The organism is Salibacter sp. (assembly GCF_031581065.1).
Taxonomy (GTDB): domain Bacteria; phylum Bacteroidota; class Bacteroidia; order Flavobacteriales_G; family Salibacteraceae; genus Salibacter.
The window spans coordinates 58,856-73,642 of the sequence record NZ_JAVLBN010000002.1 but is presented as its reverse complement, the minus strand read 5'-3'; the positions used below and the strand labels follow the sequence as shown (position 1 = coordinate 73,642).

Here is a 14,787-nt window from a genome sequence, read left to right as displayed (position 1 = left end):
TTGACAGAGCCAAAATCACGCGCTATGTTAAAATACCGGAAACTTACAGATCATGAGTTGACGAAGTTTGAAAAGCAATTCAATCGTTTTTTGGCAAAGAACTCTGTCGATGAAGAACGCTGGACTGAGATTCAGCGTAAAGAGCCGTCAAAAGCACGCTATTTAATCGAGCTTTTCAGTGACTATGTTTTCGATAATATTCTGGGAAATAGTCCATGTTTGGAAAAGATAACTCCAAAAGAATTCCGCACTTATTATTTTGGTAAAGAAAGTGTTGAGTTGATTGTTGTAAAGCTGACTCAGGATGCGCCAGAAGCGTTTACAAATGAAAATATCACCACTGTTTTGGGCGAAGCACTCATGCATGACCACCTCAAAATTTTCAGGGCAGAGAAAGAATATGAAACAAGTAGAGAGCAGGAGATGTACGCTGTTCTTGAAAGCGGTACATTTCCTGCTTCTAAAGAAAATTATGAGCTACTCCACGACTGGATTAGCTAAACTGAACTTTCGATAATACTTCGCTGAGCATTTCACGTGCTCTGTCACGTGTAATGAGCTCGTATTCTGCTTCATAATCCTTTTGACTGAGCTCGATGATCTCCTTCGCTTCTTCAGCATTGTAACGATCAGTAATTTTCACATCATAGCTTTCGTCACCAGGCATGGCTTTGTATGTGAGGAAGTAGTGTTTTAGTCTGTTCGAAACTTTCTCGGGCAATTCGCTAATGTCGCGCATATGACCGTAAATAGAATCGTCTTTCAGAACTGCGATGATTTTATCGTCAGCCTCGCCACCGTCAATCATACGAAAACCACCAATCGGAATAGCTTGTGCAAGAATGTTACCGTGTGTCACTTCTTTTTCGCTCAAAACACAAATATCCAATGGATCACCATCACCAACAATATCAGTCAAATCCGTTTTGTCCATGCAGTGTTGAGCAACTTTATCACCACAGAAAGTTCTCGGCAAAAAGCCGTACATAGCCGGCATGATATTCGAGAATTTTTGTGGTCGATCAATGGTCATAAAGCCGGAGTCTTTGTCTACTTCGTACTTCACCGTATCAGATGGTACAACTTCAATAAAAGCTGTTACGCGGTTTGGCACTTCATCTCCTAAATCTAAACCGTGCCATGGATGCGCTTTATAGCGCATGCTGATTTTCTTGAGGTAGTTCTTAATCTTTTCTTCCATAATGATAATATAGTTACAATAGAGAGCTCATGGGAGCTCCATATCAAATTCTGAGTATCAATTAGTGAAAGCTTTGAGAAAAACTTTCATTTAAAAAGGATGCAAAATTAGTGAAAAATAGCTGATTTGGCGGGTTTAGTTGTGATCTGATTGTTAAAAGTGTACCACTACTGTAAGCTATTTTCAAGAGATTAGGCTAAGAAATGGCGCAATAAAAAAGGGTCTGACCATAGTCAAACCCTCAGATGAAAATTATATAAAAACTACAGCTATGCTACTTTTTTGTCATAAGCTCCAGTTCCCAATTGATTGAGCATGGAGAAGTGACTCTTTAATGCGTGAGCAAAAGTTGTGTGTTGGTAATAAGGAATATTATAGTCCTCAGCCGTTTTTTTCACAATCTCAGAAAGCTTTTTGTAGTGAATATGACAAATGTTTGGGAAAAGGTGGTGTTCAATTTGGTAATTCAAACCGCCAATAAACCACGACAGTAACACACTCTTATGAGCAAAGTTAGCTGTTGTTTTAAGTTGGTGAATTGCCCAGTTGTTTTCCATACTTGTACCGGTTTGGGCAGGCTCGTAAAAACTTGTTTCTTCAATAACGTGAGCCGTTTGGAAGATAAGGGCTAAAAGTAATCCACAAATCATTTGCATGAATACAAAGCCAATCATGATTTGCCACCATGGCAAATCGATTAAAATGATAGGCAGCGCTATAGTCAAAGCTATGTACCATACTTTGTTGAATATAAGGTGAGAAAGAGCCTTTTTGAAGGTCATTCCTTCTCTTACCAGTAAATCTTCTTTATTATATCGAATTAGTTGCACAAAATCTTTTCCTAAAAACCAGTATAAGGTCATAATGGAATAGAAGAATGGAGCATAAAAAGCCTGAAATTTAAAGATCCATTTCTTTTTTTGAATAGGTGAAAAACGCATAACCGGATTGGCAATGTCGTCATCCATGCCATCCACATTTGTGAATGAGTGGTGGAGAACATTGTGTTGAATTTTCCAATTGATGTGGTAAGCACCAAGGAAGTTAGCCAAAAAGCCCAACAATTTGTTGACCCATTTTTTGTTTGAATATGCACCGTGGTTAGCATCGTGCATTACAGACAAGCCGATGCCTGCCATACCAAATCCCATGATTGTCCACATGGCCATTGTGCCCCAAAATGAAGTTACAACTCCGGTAAGCATGAGCACTAAAGGCGAAAAGTAAAGACTCACCATGAATAAAGTCTTTATTACCATGGCCAGGTTTGCGTGCTTCGAAATGTTGTTGTCTTTGAAGTACTGATTGACGTTCTTGCGAAGTTCTTTGATAAATTCCGGATTATCTTTCCGGTTGAATCTCAATGATTTCATAAATAAAAATATTACAGGTAAAGCTAAATAATAGTGCTTTTTGCTGTCGTTATTAGCTGCCAATAATACGCAATACCAATGTGAAAGTTGGAGTAAAATACGTTTTTTTCATAAACATTTATTAAAACAGTAATGTTGGAATCTGCCTGACCGACTTATAAACCATCGTGATAAAGGTTACAGTAAGGCTATTCCCAATAATGTAAATTTGTACAAACAAATAAAATAATAAGATAGATATGAATATACAACACTTTTATGATGATGCTCTTGCTCAGGGATCATTTGCCATTGAAAGCAATGGAGAAGTTGCTCTGGTTGATCCTTCGAGAGATATTAACCCTTACGTTGATTTTGCTAAAAAACACAATGCTAAAATCGTAGCTGTTTTTGAAACGCACCCTCATGCCGATTTTATCAGTTCACACCTTGAATTGAAAGAGAAACTCGGTTTGGATATCTACATCAATGAAAAGGTTGGTGTTTCGTACGATTTTAAAAACATGAATCATGGTGATGAAGTAAAAGTTGGTAACGTAACGTTCAGAGCCCTTTTCACTCCGGGCCATTCACCAGACCATAACAGTTATTTGCTCATCGATGAAGATGGCAAACAACACGGTGTATTTACGGGAGACTCGCTTTTTGTTGGGGACGTAGGACGCCCAGATCTCCGTGAAGGTGCCGGGAACATCCAGGTCAGTAAAAAAGAACTTGCCGGAATGATGTTCGATACGATTAACGATGTTTTCTCTAACCTCGATGATAACACGGTTGTTTATCCGGCTCACGGGCCGGGCTCGCTTTGTGGTAAAAACATGAGTTCGGATCTGACCAGTACCATTGCAAAAGAAAAATCTGATAACTGGGCTTTCCATATCAAAGATAAAGGTGAGTTTGTTGAAGCGTTTTTGGACGGGCAAAAATTCATTCCAAAGTATTTCCCAAACAGTGTTGAAGTGAACCGTAAAGGTGCTCAAACACTTGATGAAGCTGTAAAATCAGTGAATAGAGAAAAGGGAATTGAAATTCCGGCAGATGCTATTGTAATTGATGCCAGAGATGGAGAAGCTTTTAGAAATGGTCACGTCAAAGGAGCTATCAATATACAGAATGGTGAAAAAGATAAGTTTGAAACGTGGCTCGGTAGTATTGTTGGGCCCAATGAAAAGTTCTATTTGATAGGAGAGGATGAAAAACAACTCGATTTTGCTATTTACCGGGCAGCTAAAATTGGCTATGAAACGAATATTATTTCAGGAGTAGTGGATCCGCAAAATGCAACTGAAAGGGAAAGTGATTTAAATCTGGATGATTTCAAATCAAATCCTGATAAGTATACGATTATCGATATCCGTAATGCATCAGAAGTTGAAGGAGGTAAATTCTTCGATAACGCGATCAATATTCCACTTCCTGATTTACGCGATAAATTTAGCGAAGTGCCAAATGATAAACCGGTTGTTGTTCACTGTGCAGGCGGTTACCGTTCTGCAGCAGGAGCGAGTATCCTCAGCAAGCTCAAGGAAAACACTGAAGTTTATGACCTCAGTGAAGCTGTGAAGGAATTTCAATAGATGAATTGATTTGATTTTAGAGTTAAGGGTGCCGTAATTGGCGCCCTTTTTTTGTCATTTATCCTCAATCAATGCTACAATAGGTTTAAGTGTTTCGCTGTATTGCAGAGTGACTTTCAAAATACCGAGAACAGGTATAGCCAGTATAATTCCGGTTATGCCGAGAATTTGTCCGCCAACGATTAACGAAACAAGTGCTGCGAGCGGATTGACACTAATCTTGCTCCCCATAATATTTGGTGTAATAAAGTTCCCTTCTAAAAACTGTACAAATGCATAAACAGCTATTACGCCTACAGCATACCAGGCAGAATCTTTCGTGACGAGTGCAATTAGGAAGGGGAAAAATCCACCTATAAGGTTACCAAAATATGGGATCACTGTTAAAACTGCTGAGAAAATACCAAAAAACAAGGCGTATTTAATCCCTAAAATGAACAAACCAACAGAGTTTAAAACGGCTAGTATTAAAATCACAATAGAGAGACCGGTAACATAGTTTTGGATTACACCCTTTACTTCATTCGTGCGTTCACGAGCTGTGTTACTATTTTTCCATAAATGTGAAAGGAACTCAGAAAAACGCTCCTTGTAAAGCATTATCAGAAAAACATAAATTGGGATCTGAACACCGATACTGGTTATGGAAGAAACTTTGGAAATAACATTGGAAAAAAGCGGAGCCGCTTTACCCAAAGCGTTTTCCCAAATACTTAAATCCTGTAAGTAACCAACACCAATGAGTGATTCTATTTGCTGAACTGTGGAGTCGAATAAACTCGTGATCTTTTTCTGTATTGAAGGCAAATCCTCAATCAGCAAGTTCATTTGATAAATCGTGTAAGTGATAATTCCGCCAATGACAATTGTAGCTGTGAGCAGCACCAAAATAATAGCGAATATCCTGCCAATCTTGAGTTTCTCAAACTTCCTGAGCAGTGGATTCAACACAATTGAAAGGAGAAGAGAAAATAAAAGCGGAATCAAAAAGGCTTTTGAAGCAATTACAAAAACCACGATAAAAGTCAGCACGATACTGATGTGACTGTAAGTTTTTACTCTTTCGCGAAACTGATTTGTCATGTGCTTTATTTTGAGTGAATAAAAGTAAATAAACTCGTACTATTGTAACAGCCTATCGGTCAGATCCACGATCAGCTCGCTAACAAACCCAATTTCAATGAAGTACGCAGAAGAAATCATTATTGACCTACCGCGAGAAAAAACCGTTGAGTTATTTTCAGATCCTGAATCGATGAAGAAATGGATGAGCGGACTCAAAAAAATTAAAGTTATCAGTAGATTACCCGGAGAAAACGGCTCAAAAACTGAGCTTGAGATAGAGATGGGAAATCGGCTTAAAACCATGACTGAAACAATTCAAGAGAACAATCTTCCCGATTCATTTCACGCTAAATTTGAAACTAATGGAGTTGTCAATAATCAAGAAAATTACTTTGAGGTAGTTGAAGAGAGTAAAACAAAATGGGTGACGAATTCTGAGTTTTTATTCAGCAACTTTTAATGAAGTTTGTGGGCTGGCTCATGCCCGGAATGTTCAAAAAAGAAACGCGGAAAGTAATGAGAGCTTCTTAGAACTATGCTGAATCTCAAAAAGGTTAAAACTACCAGTTTTCCTCTTCCTCATCTAATAGCATAAGAGCCTCAGTGAGTTCACCAATAGTCTTTTGATCGTTTTGCTTTTTGGCTACAGCCTTCCCTTTTTTGTAGATGTTGATCGCTTTTTCAATCTCATCTTTTTGTTCGTAAAGATGGCCAAGCGTGTAATAAGCACCTAAATACTCAGGATCAATATCGAGTAATTCCTCGATGTGCCTTATCGCTTTTTCGTCTTCATCGATTTTACGATATTCTATTGCAGCTGCATATTTGAGAAAAACATCTTTGGGGTTTTTCTCAAGCATTTCAAGTACTAATTCTAACCTGTCGTGACTCATCGGGATTATTAAGGTTTAGCGACTCAAAGGTAAAGATTAATGCGCAATTAAAGCCAATCTATACGTACTTAATAGAAAAGCCATTAACAGTATTTATGATTTATTAAATGCTTCGTGAACAACTTTCATTATTTGTTTTTTCCTGGGGAAATGAATGACGAGTAGGAGGAGTGAGGCGAACAAAATAAAGGCGTGAGTCAAATTAGCTGTGAGCAAGTATAAAATGCCGGCCCAAACACCTGATACAGCAAAACATCCAAACTTGACAATCAATCCAGATGTATAAGCATCAAATCGCTCAACAACACCTTCGAGAGATTGCATGCTGACAAATGTTGAGGATTCTGTTCGTTTTTGTAGTGCGTAGCACACAATGAAAACTCCAATTGTAGCGAGTGAAATTACACTAAAACTAAGTTGATCTTCCATTGGGTTACCTGAAATGCTTGCACTGGTTTTGATGAAAATGATCCAGCCAGATATCAGCGATAGTAAAATCAGCACAACAAGTACTGAAGTCCATATCAGCCTGAGCTTTTTTATTTGGCCGTGTAGTTCTCCCATTTGATCAATTATTGTGTAAAAATAAGCAACGTTTTCATATCATTTGAAAAACGGCTATCTTGCGCAGCTTTTAAAATTACGATTTTGACTTTTATCAACCTTGGAGATATCCGCATTGAGGAACCGGTTACGGTTCTGACCGATATTTTAGTAGCAGCTGTTGCTATGTGGGCTTTCCTCAATTTGGGAAAGACGGTGAAATATCATCAGCTCAAGAAATATTTACGAGCTCATTTTCTTTTTCTTTCGATTGGAACTTTACTTGGGGGATTATTAGGACACGGATTCCTGCATTATCTTTCATTTGCCTATAAATTACCGGGTTGGCTATTGAGCTTGCTGAGTGTAAGTTTTCTTTCAATCGCAGTGCTTAAATATTCCTGCAACGCTTTGAGTAGCAGCGTCTATAAACTCCTTTTTAGATTTATTGTAATCGAAAGTATTTTAGCTACTTTACTCACCACACTCAACTTGTCATTCTTTTGGGTATCAATGCATTCTGTTGTTTTACTCATAGGGTTTTCACTTCCACTTTTAATTCGTAGCCATTTTAGTTTTACACCTACAAGAGCTCTTCGCTTTTTGTCAATCGGTTTGGCGCTAAATGCTGTATCTGCCGTGGTTTTTGCGACTGAATTATCCTTCGATATTTGGTTTAACCACATCGATATCAGTCACGTGATTATGGCCGTGAGCATCCCGTATTTTTTGCTTGCTGGAAAATTCATGATGAAATCGTCACCGTCAATCGTAAATTCGAAATAGCATGAATTTAAAGAATAATCTCATCAATTTGCTGGGAGTAATGGCTGTGATTTTTTTGGCTATAGGTATTACGTTACTCAATACTGAAGAACCGTCATGGGCCGGAAATGAGAAAGCTTATGCAGGTATTACTTCTGGCGTAATTCTCATTGCATTGCGATTTGTGATGAAAAAGAAGGCTAGAGAAGAGGATTCCGGATCTGACCAAAACTCTAAGTAGCGAAAATATTTTTTAACGGTCAGATCCTGCAGTTTTCCAAATCCCGTATATTTTTGCCGCATGAGTAAGAGGATGCTGAAATTGCGTTTACCAACAGATCCGCGCTGGGTGAACATTGCAGAGAAAAATCTGGAAGAAATTTTAACTGATCATGCTTATTGCGAGCAAAAAGCCGCTTCTACAGCTATTTCATTAATTGTTCAATTTCCTGAGTACACTGAGTTAGTTTCAAAGATGAGTGAGCTTGCCCAGGAGGAGATGGAGCATTTTCAGCGTGTTCACCAAATTATGGAGCAACGCAATATTCCGCTTGGCAGAGAGCGAAAAGATGATTACATCCACGAACTCAAAAAGTATTTCTCATACGGAGGCAGGTCACGCCTTAATGTACTTATTGATAAATTGCTGTTTGCCGCAATGATTGAAGCTCGAAGCTGCGAACGTTTTCGTGTTTTGAGCGAAAATATTCAGGATAAAGAACTCGCAGATTTTTATCACGAACTCATGAAAAGTGAGGCAGGGCATTACTCAATGTTTCTCTTGCTCGCGAAAAAATATGGCGATCCTGATGACGTTGAGGAACGCTGGAGAAAATTTCTCGATTACGAGAGTGAAGTCATCGCGAAGTTTGGGAAAAGTGAACGTATACACGGCTAACTTTGGGGTCGTTCATCGCGCTTTTCAAAGGCTGTAATTTTTTCTCGCCACAACTCGGGAACAGGAGCCGATTCCTGTTTAATTGGATCAAAACAAACGAGAACAAATTTTCCATCTGCTGCTTTGATTTGCTTTCCATCTTTCAGTATTCTGAACTCAAAAGAATACTCCATACTCTTTGTACCCAGCTTGATGAGGTTGAGTCCGCATTCCACGTGATCATCGATATGAACCGGGTTAAAGTAATTGATTTCATTTCGGGCAATGAGAACTCCAAACTTTTTCCAGTCGTGGTTCTTATCTATTATTTGCCTGAAGTAAGCGATACGAGCCTGTTCAACGAGGCTTAAATAAACAGCGTTGTTGACGTGACCCAGAGCATCCAAATCTCTGAATCTTATTTCAATAGGGGAGTAAAATGTCATACTTTTTGGTTATCCAGTTTGGCGAACTCTGAGTTTTTGCTGATGAATTCGGGAACGAGATCTTTCATGATTCTCACGAGCTCCACAGGAGTTGAGTTGCCGCTTTTTGATTCCAGTTCTTTTAATCTCGATGTAATACTTTCAATATCCTGTGGGCGAACCTGCGCGATCATTATTTGGGGGTGATGCGTATTCACCGTATTTTCTTCATTGGCGAGTAGCTCTTCATAGAGTTTTTCACCGGGTCGCAGACCTGAAAATTTGATTTCAATATCCTTGTTGGCTTCCAGTCCGCTCAGCTTGATCATCTTTTTGGCTAAATCGACAATCTTTACCGGTTCACCCATGTCAAAGATGTAAATCTCACCGCCATTTCCCATCATGCCGGCTTCTAAAACGAGCTGGCAGGCTTCAGGAATAGTCATGAAAAAGCGGGTTATTTCAGGGTGAGTAACCGTAATGGGCCCACCTTTTTCAATTTGTTTTCTAAAAATTGGGATAACAGATCCATTAGATCCCAAAACATTTCCAAATCTTGTTGTGATGTATTTTGTTTTATTGGCAACCTCATTTTTCGCCTGTGCATACATTTCAGCAATCCGCTTTGAAGCACCCATTACATTTGTGGGATTGACAGCCTTATCGGTTGAGATCATTACGAATTTCTCTACCCCGTATTCATCGCTGAGATCAACGAGGTTAGCAGTTCCCAAAATATTGGTTTGAATAGCTTCTACCGGAGCAGATTCCATCAACGGTACGTGCTTGTAAGCAGCAGCGTGGAAAACCACCTCAGGTTTGAATTCTTCAAATATAGCCCTGATGCGATCATAGCATCTTATGTCTCCAATTAAAACGTGACCTATTCCTTTTCCGTAATTCTCTGATATCTCTAGATCGACTTCGTAGAGTGGAGACTCTGCCTGATCGAGCATAAGAATTTTTTCAGGATAAAAACGAGCAACCTGTCTAACAAGACCACTACCAATTGAGCCTGCTGCACCGGTGATGAGAACACGTTTATCTCTCAACTCAGCACTGATCTCATCCTGATCGAGCCGTATTGGCCTGCGACCTAAAAGATCTTCAATGCGAACATTTTTAATCTGTTGAACATTGATTTCTCCGTTGATCCAGTCTGTTACAGGAGGAACATTCAGAACCTTAACCCTGTGGTTAAGAGCGCACTCAACAATTTCAGATTTTCGCTTTCTGTCCAGGCTTTGAACAGCTATGATGAGTTCTTCAACCTTGTTTTTTTTGAAAAAATTTTCAAGTTCATATCCGTCAATAATCAGAGTTCCTTCCAATCGTTTTGAGATTTTAGAAGGGTTGTCGTCTACAAAAGCGAGAATGTTGTAATTCTGTTCTTTTAGCCTGTCCAGGGCTCGTTTAGTCATTAAGCCTGATTCTCCGGCTCCGAAGATGACAACCGGAATTTGCTCAGTACTGGTTCTGACCAGTTCACGATAAAGCAACTTTACTGATACACGCATGGCGCCCATGAGGAAGAATGTGAGCAAAAAGTCGATGACGATTATTGAGAAGGGAATGAGATACTGGGACTCAATGTAAAAAAGCACAACATTTCCCGCAGCCATAATAAGCGTACTGAGGATGGAGGCAAAGAAGATGCGTTGAAAGTCGTTAAAACCTGAGTGCCTGATTATCCCGGCATAAGTTTTAAAAAGGTAGAAAGAAAAAGCTCTTGTAGTGAGGGCAAAAGCGACACTAACGGGTAAATAATTGAATTCAGTATCAGGTATAGAGAAGTTGAAGCGCAGGAAATAAGCTGTCACGATCGAAAAAAGTGCAATACCCAAATCGATGATCAGGATAATCCAGCGCGGTGCATTTTTGTCTTCTCTGAGTATATTCACGTATTTATTCTTTATACAATTCGAACAAAAGTAGCTGTTTTACACTTCAATCAAAGCGAATTCAATTGTAATTTTATCTTTGCAATCGCTCAAATGAAAACGACAAAGCAAGGAATGAAGAATATAGCATTAACAAGCAAGCACGAGGAGTTGGGAGCTAAGATGGTTCCATTTGCAGGATACAACATGCCATTACAGTACACTGGCCTCACTGACGAGCATCTAAATGTTCGCGATAATGTGGGAATGTTTGACGTTTCTCACATGGGTGAGTTTTATGTAAAAGGATCAAAGGCTTTTGATCTTGTACAAAAAGTAACATCGAATGATGTAGCCAAACTCACTGATGGTAAGATCCAGTACACATGCATGCCAAACGGCAAGGGCGGTATTGTAGATGATTTACTTGTTTACAGAATCAGTGAAGCGGAATACCTGATGGTTGTGAATGCCAGTAATATTGAAAAAGACTGGAACTGGGTAAGTGAAAACAACACAATGGGAGCTGAAATGATCAATGCTTCTGATGAGATGTCTCTACTTGCTGTTCAGGGTCCGAATACGAATAAGGTTCTTCAAAAAATTACAGATGTAGATCTCGAAAAAGTATCCTTTTACACTTTTGTGATTGATAAAATAGGCGGAGTTGAGAATGTGATTATCTCAGCAACCGGTTATACAGGTGAAAAAGGTTTTGAGCTTTACTGCAAAAATGAAGATGTTGAAAAGCTCTTTGATGCTATTTGGGAAGCCGGGAAAGATGTAGATTTGAAGATGGCCGGACTCGGAGCTCGCGATACGCTAAGGTTAGAGATGGGAATGGCGCTTTATGGTAATGATATCGATGAAAGCACATCTCCAATTGAAGCTAAACTGGGCTGGATTACAAAGTTTGTCGATGGAAACGATTTTATCGATAGAGAGCTTTTAGCCCAACACAAGGAAAATGGTGTTGATAGAAAGCTCACGGCATTTGAAATGATCGATAAGGGAATTCCCAGACAGGGATATAAAATAATTGATGCTGAAGGCAACGAACTAGGTGAAGTTACATCCGGAACTATGTCACCCAGTTTGAAGAAAGGTATTGGACTTGGATACGTGAAAGTTCCCCATCACAAAAGAGGAACTGAAATTTATATTCAGGTTAGAAAGAAGCAGTTGAAAGCAGAAGTGGTTAAGCTACCATTCATTAAAAAGTGACGGAGAAGTAATGTCAAAAGTTGAAGTAAGTTTTACGCCTGAAAACTATCATGTTTACGAGAATTTAGACAATATCGTAGTCGTAACAGATATTTTGAGGGCAACCTCTGCTATTTGTACGGCTCTGCATCACGGAGCCAGGGAAGTGATTCCGGTTTCAACTGTTGAAGAAGCTCGTTTTTATAAAAGTAAAGGCTACCTTGTTGGAGCTGAACGAAATGGTGTGCAGCTAGAGGAATTTGACTTTGGGAACTCTCCGTACAGCTACATGAACGAACTGGAAGAGCGAAGTGTGGTTCTGACCACAACCAACGGAACAAAGGCCATTAACATGGCTAAAAACTCGTTTCAGGTTGTTGTAGGTGCCTTTACAAACTTCACGGCACTGGCAAAGTGGTTGTCGCAGCAAGAACGCGATATTCTAATTCTTTGCTCAGGCTGGAAGGGGCGTTACAATCTTGAAGATACTTTGTTTGCAGGAGCCCTTACTGAGCGATTAGAACAGATGGGAACAGTTTCACTTACTGAGGATTCTGCTTTGTCAGCTAAGTACCTTTACAACCTTGCGAAAGATGATCCTTACAAGTTTTTGATGAATTCGTCTCACAGGAGAAGGCTCAAAAAACTCAACCTCAAGGAAGATATTCGTTATTGTTTATCAATGGACAATACTGATATAATACCTGTATTACATGAAGGAAGTCTTGTTCCTATGAATGAACAGGTGTTAGAGGAAATACGAGTATCAGCCGAAACAACTTAGGATTAAAACAGCTTTTCAATTTTTGAAGCTAAGTCGCGATCTTTTTCCGTTATAGTGTTACCGCTGTCGTGTGTAGTTAACTCCAGCTTTACTTTATTGAATGTATTCTGAATTGTAGGATGGTGTTGATTCTGTTCAGCTAACAGAGCTACTCCATTCAAAAATCTCCAGGCTTCATTGAAGTTTTTAAATTGCTTTTCAAGTACCAGTTTATTGTTTTCTTCTTTCCACATAACTTTCATTTTCAGCTAAATTTGAGAAATAAGAAGTAAATAGCAAAACCTGAGAGCAATATTATTCCTACAATACTGATTATTCGAGTTATTGGTTTTGGCCTCAGGTGCTTACTCACATCACTTGAGTTGATAACACTGTAGTTCAAAATAGCGATAATAGGTGCTGTGACAAAGGAGATGGTAGTTGCCAAATCGACAAGTGAATGCATGTTTGTTACAAAGAAGATTATAATTTGTGCAGCTCCCAACACGAGAACAATTAGCCAAAACCTGTAGTGGGCTTTGTGTTCCAATTGTTTTTGATTGACTAGTTTATTTGAGAGAGGAACCATAACGCGCGTAAATCCGTCCATCACCGTTAATGAGGTGCTAAACATAGTGGTCAGAGCCGCAGTTCCAATAATCGGGTAGCTCCAGTCACCGAGTGTTTCAGTATAAATAGAAATCAGTTGAGCGGCAAATTCAGATCCGGATGAGGATAGCGTGACATCAGAAGTGTAGAGGACTTTAGCACCCAACAACATGAAGCATATTGCCAGAAAAGTTGTTCCCCAATAGCCTACATGAAAATCGGTTCGTGCAGCTTTTACGCGTTTTGTCTTGCTCATTTTTTTATTCTTCTCAATTGACCAAATAGAATGCCATACACTAATGTCAAAAGGAGCTGGCATCCAACCGATAAGGGCAATGAGAAAGAATAAGTCTGTATGATTTTGCCAGTCAAAGGCTGGCTTTGTGATTGAGCTTTCACCCTGCGGACTTACAAATGCTCCAACTAAGGCTGTAACCGTTGCGATAGTCAATAGAATAATGATGTAGCGCATTACCTTGTCAAGAAGCTTGTACGAATCACGAAACAGAATGAGAGCACAAAGAATAAGGACCAAAACACTCCATTGCCATGCAGGTAAGTCAATTCCAATGATTTCCTGAGCTAATCCGGCTGTAACAACCGTAATAGCTGCCTGCACCGTAAACATGGTTCCTACCGTGATAATGGCAAATAATACAAGAGTCCATTTTCCCAGTTTTTCGTACCCATCTAGTAAGTTATTTCCTGTTGCTGCTGCGTAACGAGGCCCGTATTCGAAAAATGGATACTTGATGATGTTGGTAATAATCACAATTCCCAGGAGCGCAATTCCGTAAGAGGCTCCGGCACGGGTAGATTGTACAAGGTGGGAGACACCAATTGCAGCACCGGCATAAAGTAATCCCGGACCAATTGTTTTAAAAATTTCACCTCTTTTAATCACGCGGTGAAATTAGGGATTTCTAAAAAGAGTAACCAAAAGAAAAATCAAGCTGTGGACCTACACCTTTTTTGTAATGATTGACAATTGGAATATGTGCAATATCGTGACTGCCATTACCTGTAGGAAAGTACATTCCTCCGCCAATTGCAAGATCTATAAAGAATGGAGTATCATCTAAAACCATTGTTGTTCCTATCATGACACCAATTCCAACAGTTCTGGCTTCTTTGGTGACAGGAACTGGCGTGAGTCCCTGATTGTTTTCTTCTAACTCAATTTGTTTGTATAATGCGAATGGAGAAATGTATAGGTTCCCTTCATTTTCATGAACATCATTTATATATTTTTTGTAACTCATCTTGAAATTAAAACCTTCAAAATGATTAAAGTCACCACTGTATGCAGCAGGATCTTCACGATAAAAATACCCTGATTTTATTTTAAGGGAAGTTGTGGAACTCATGAACCGCTCGTAACCCATTACAAAACCACCTATAAAAAAAGAGATTGGTTCTATACTCAGTATATTTTCCTTAGGATACACATTTTGCTCTTTGTTCATGTTTACGTTTTTCTTCTTTTTATTAGAATCGTAGTAATTTTGAGCAATTGTAATAGACCCGTATAAGCAAAGAAGAACTAAAAAAAGCAACTTTTTCATATTACTGTGGTTTGATTAATAGTTACAAAGAAAACGTTTTTAGTTGCA

General features: G+C 39.1%; 18 protein-coding genes. 8 read left to right on the top strand and 10 right to left on the bottom strand.

The annotated features are described in order from the left end of the window. The first annotated feature begins 24 nt into the window (after window positions 1–24). Window positions 25–501, top strand: a complete 477-nt coding sequence (locus RI557_RS00975; RefSeq protein WP_310681487.1) for a DUF6495 family protein — start codon at window positions 25–27, stop codon at window positions 499–501. On the opposite strand, the gene RI557_RS00970 is transcribed toward RI557_RS00975, so the two are convergent. Next, a complete protein-coding gene (locus RI557_RS00970) occupies window positions 494–1,201 on the bottom strand; it encodes an inorganic pyrophosphatase (protein WP_409079655.1) in 708 nt (235 codons plus the stop codon). The genes RI557_RS00975 and RI557_RS00970 overlap by 8 nt on opposite strands. A gap of 269 nt (window positions 1,202–1,470) precedes the next feature. Then, window positions 1,471–2,574 carry an acyl-CoA desaturase gene (locus RI557_RS00965; protein WP_310681485.1) on the bottom strand — a complete coding sequence of 368 codons (1,104 nt, stop codon included), beginning with the start codon at window positions 2,572–2,574 and terminating at the stop codon, window positions 1,471–1,473. Window positions 2,575–2,813: 239 nt separating this feature from the next. Here RI557_RS00965 and RI557_RS00960 point away from each other — a divergent pair, with 239 nt between their 5' ends. Then, on the top strand, window positions 2,814–4,151 hold the full coding sequence (locus RI557_RS00960) for an MBL fold metallo-hydrolase (RefSeq protein ID WP_310667230.1): 1,338 nt from the start codon (window positions 2,814–2,816) through the stop codon (window positions 4,149–4,151). Window positions 4,152–4,205: 54 nt separating this feature from the next. On the opposite strand, the gene RI557_RS00955 is transcribed toward RI557_RS00960, so the two are convergent. Beyond that, window positions 4,206–5,234, bottom strand: a complete 1,029-nt coding sequence (locus RI557_RS00955; protein ID WP_310667232.1) for an AI-2E family transporter — start codon at window positions 5,232–5,234, stop codon at window positions 4,206–4,208. A 97-nt stretch (window positions 5,235–5,331) separates the two neighbouring features. Between RI557_RS00955 and RI557_RS00950 the strand changes: the two genes are divergently transcribed. Beyond that, a complete protein-coding gene (locus RI557_RS00950) occupies window positions 5,332–5,676 on the top strand; it encodes an SRPBCC family protein (RefSeq protein WP_310667233.1) in 345 nt (114 codons plus the stop codon). Window positions 5,677–5,776: 100 nt separating this feature from the next. Here the strand turns inward: RI557_RS00950 and RI557_RS00945 are convergent, their stop codons facing one another. Together RI557_RS00945 and RI557_RS00940 are read right to left on the bottom strand one after the other, a co-directional pair. Then, window positions 5,777–6,109 carry a tetratricopeptide repeat protein gene (locus RI557_RS00945; RefSeq protein ID WP_310667235.1) on the bottom strand — a complete coding sequence of 111 codons (333 nt, stop codon included), beginning with the start codon at window positions 6,107–6,109 and terminating at the stop codon, window positions 5,777–5,779. Between the two features lie 93 nt (window positions 6,110–6,202). Then, on the bottom strand, window positions 6,203–6,673 hold the full coding sequence (locus tag RI557_RS00940; RefSeq protein ID WP_310681482.1) for a hypothetical protein: 471 nt from the start codon (window positions 6,671–6,673) through the stop codon (window positions 6,203–6,205). Window positions 6,674–6,757: 84 nt separating this feature from the next. Here RI557_RS00940 and RI557_RS00935 point away from each other — a divergent pair, with 84 nt between their 5' ends. The 3 genes from RI557_RS00935 (at window position 6,758) to RI557_RS00925 (ending at window position 8,315) form a co-directional block, all read left to right on the top strand. Then, a complete protein-coding gene (locus RI557_RS00935; protein ID WP_310667238.1) occupies window positions 6,758–7,438 on the top strand; it encodes a DUF6962 family protein in 681 nt (226 codons plus the stop codon). Between the two features lies 1 nt (window position 7,439). After that, the gene (locus tag RI557_RS00930; RefSeq protein WP_310667240.1) at window positions 7,440–7,658 is read left to right on the top strand and encodes a hypothetical protein; all 219 of its coding nucleotides are present in this window, start codon (window positions 7,440–7,442) and stop codon (window positions 7,656–7,658) included. 72 nt (window positions 7,659–7,730) lie between these two features. Further along, window positions 7,731–8,315, top strand: coding sequence for a tRNA-(ms[2]io[6]A)-hydroxylase (locus RI557_RS00925; RefSeq protein ID WP_310681554.1), 585 nt, complete (start codon window positions 7,731–7,733; stop codon window positions 8,313–8,315). Here the strand turns inward: RI557_RS00925 and RI557_RS00920 are convergent. Continuing rightward, window positions 8,312–8,740, bottom strand: a complete 429-nt coding sequence (locus RI557_RS00920; RefSeq protein WP_310667242.1) for a thioesterase family protein — start codon at window positions 8,738–8,740, stop codon at window positions 8,312–8,314. The two genes, RI557_RS00925 and RI557_RS00920, sit on opposite strands and share 4 nt — an antisense overlap. Further along, on the bottom strand, window positions 8,737–10,620 hold the full coding sequence (locus tag RI557_RS00915; protein WP_310667244.1) for a nucleoside-diphosphate sugar epimerase/dehydratase: 1,884 nt from the start codon (window positions 10,618–10,620) through the stop codon (window positions 8,737–8,739). The genes RI557_RS00920 and RI557_RS00915 overlap by 4 nt, the downstream gene beginning before the upstream one ends. 114 nt (window positions 10,621–10,734) lie before the next feature. Here RI557_RS00915 and gcvT point away from each other — a divergent pair, with 114 nt between their 5' ends. Together gcvT and RI557_RS00905 are read left to right on the top strand one after the other, a co-directional pair. Beyond that, window positions 10,735–11,823: a glycine cleavage system aminomethyltransferase GcvT gene (gene gcvT, locus RI557_RS00910; protein WP_310667245.1), complete on the top strand. Its 1,089-nt coding sequence runs from the start codon at window positions 10,735–10,737 to the stop codon at window positions 11,821–11,823. Window positions 11,824–11,833: 10 nt separating this feature from the next. Next, window positions 11,834–12,586 (top strand): 2-phosphosulfolactate phosphatase, encoded by a 753-nt coding sequence (locus RI557_RS00905; RefSeq protein ID WP_310667246.1) that lies wholly within the window; start codon window positions 11,834–11,836, stop codon window positions 12,584–12,586. Between the two features lie 2 nt (window positions 12,587–12,588). Here the strand turns inward: RI557_RS00905 and RI557_RS00900 are convergent, their stop codons facing one another. From RI557_RS00900 to RI557_RS00890, 3 genes are read right to left on the bottom strand one after another with little or no spacing between them, the layout of a single operon-like run. Then, window positions 12,589–12,828, bottom strand: a complete 240-nt coding sequence (locus tag RI557_RS00900; RefSeq protein WP_310667247.1) for a 4a-hydroxytetrahydrobiopterin dehydratase — start codon at window positions 12,826–12,828, stop codon at window positions 12,589–12,591. A 2-nt stretch (window positions 12,829–12,830) separates the two neighbouring features. Further along, window positions 12,831–14,078, bottom strand: a complete 1,248-nt coding sequence (locus RI557_RS00895) for an Nramp family divalent metal transporter (RefSeq protein ID WP_310667248.1) — start codon at window positions 14,076–14,078, stop codon at window positions 12,831–12,833. A gap of 19 nt (window positions 14,079–14,097) precedes the next feature. After that, window positions 14,098–14,739 (bottom strand): hypothetical protein, encoded by a 642-nt coding sequence (locus RI557_RS00890; protein ID WP_310667250.1) that lies wholly within the window; start codon window positions 14,737–14,739, stop codon window positions 14,098–14,100. Window positions 14,740–14,787: the final 48 nt, after the last annotated feature.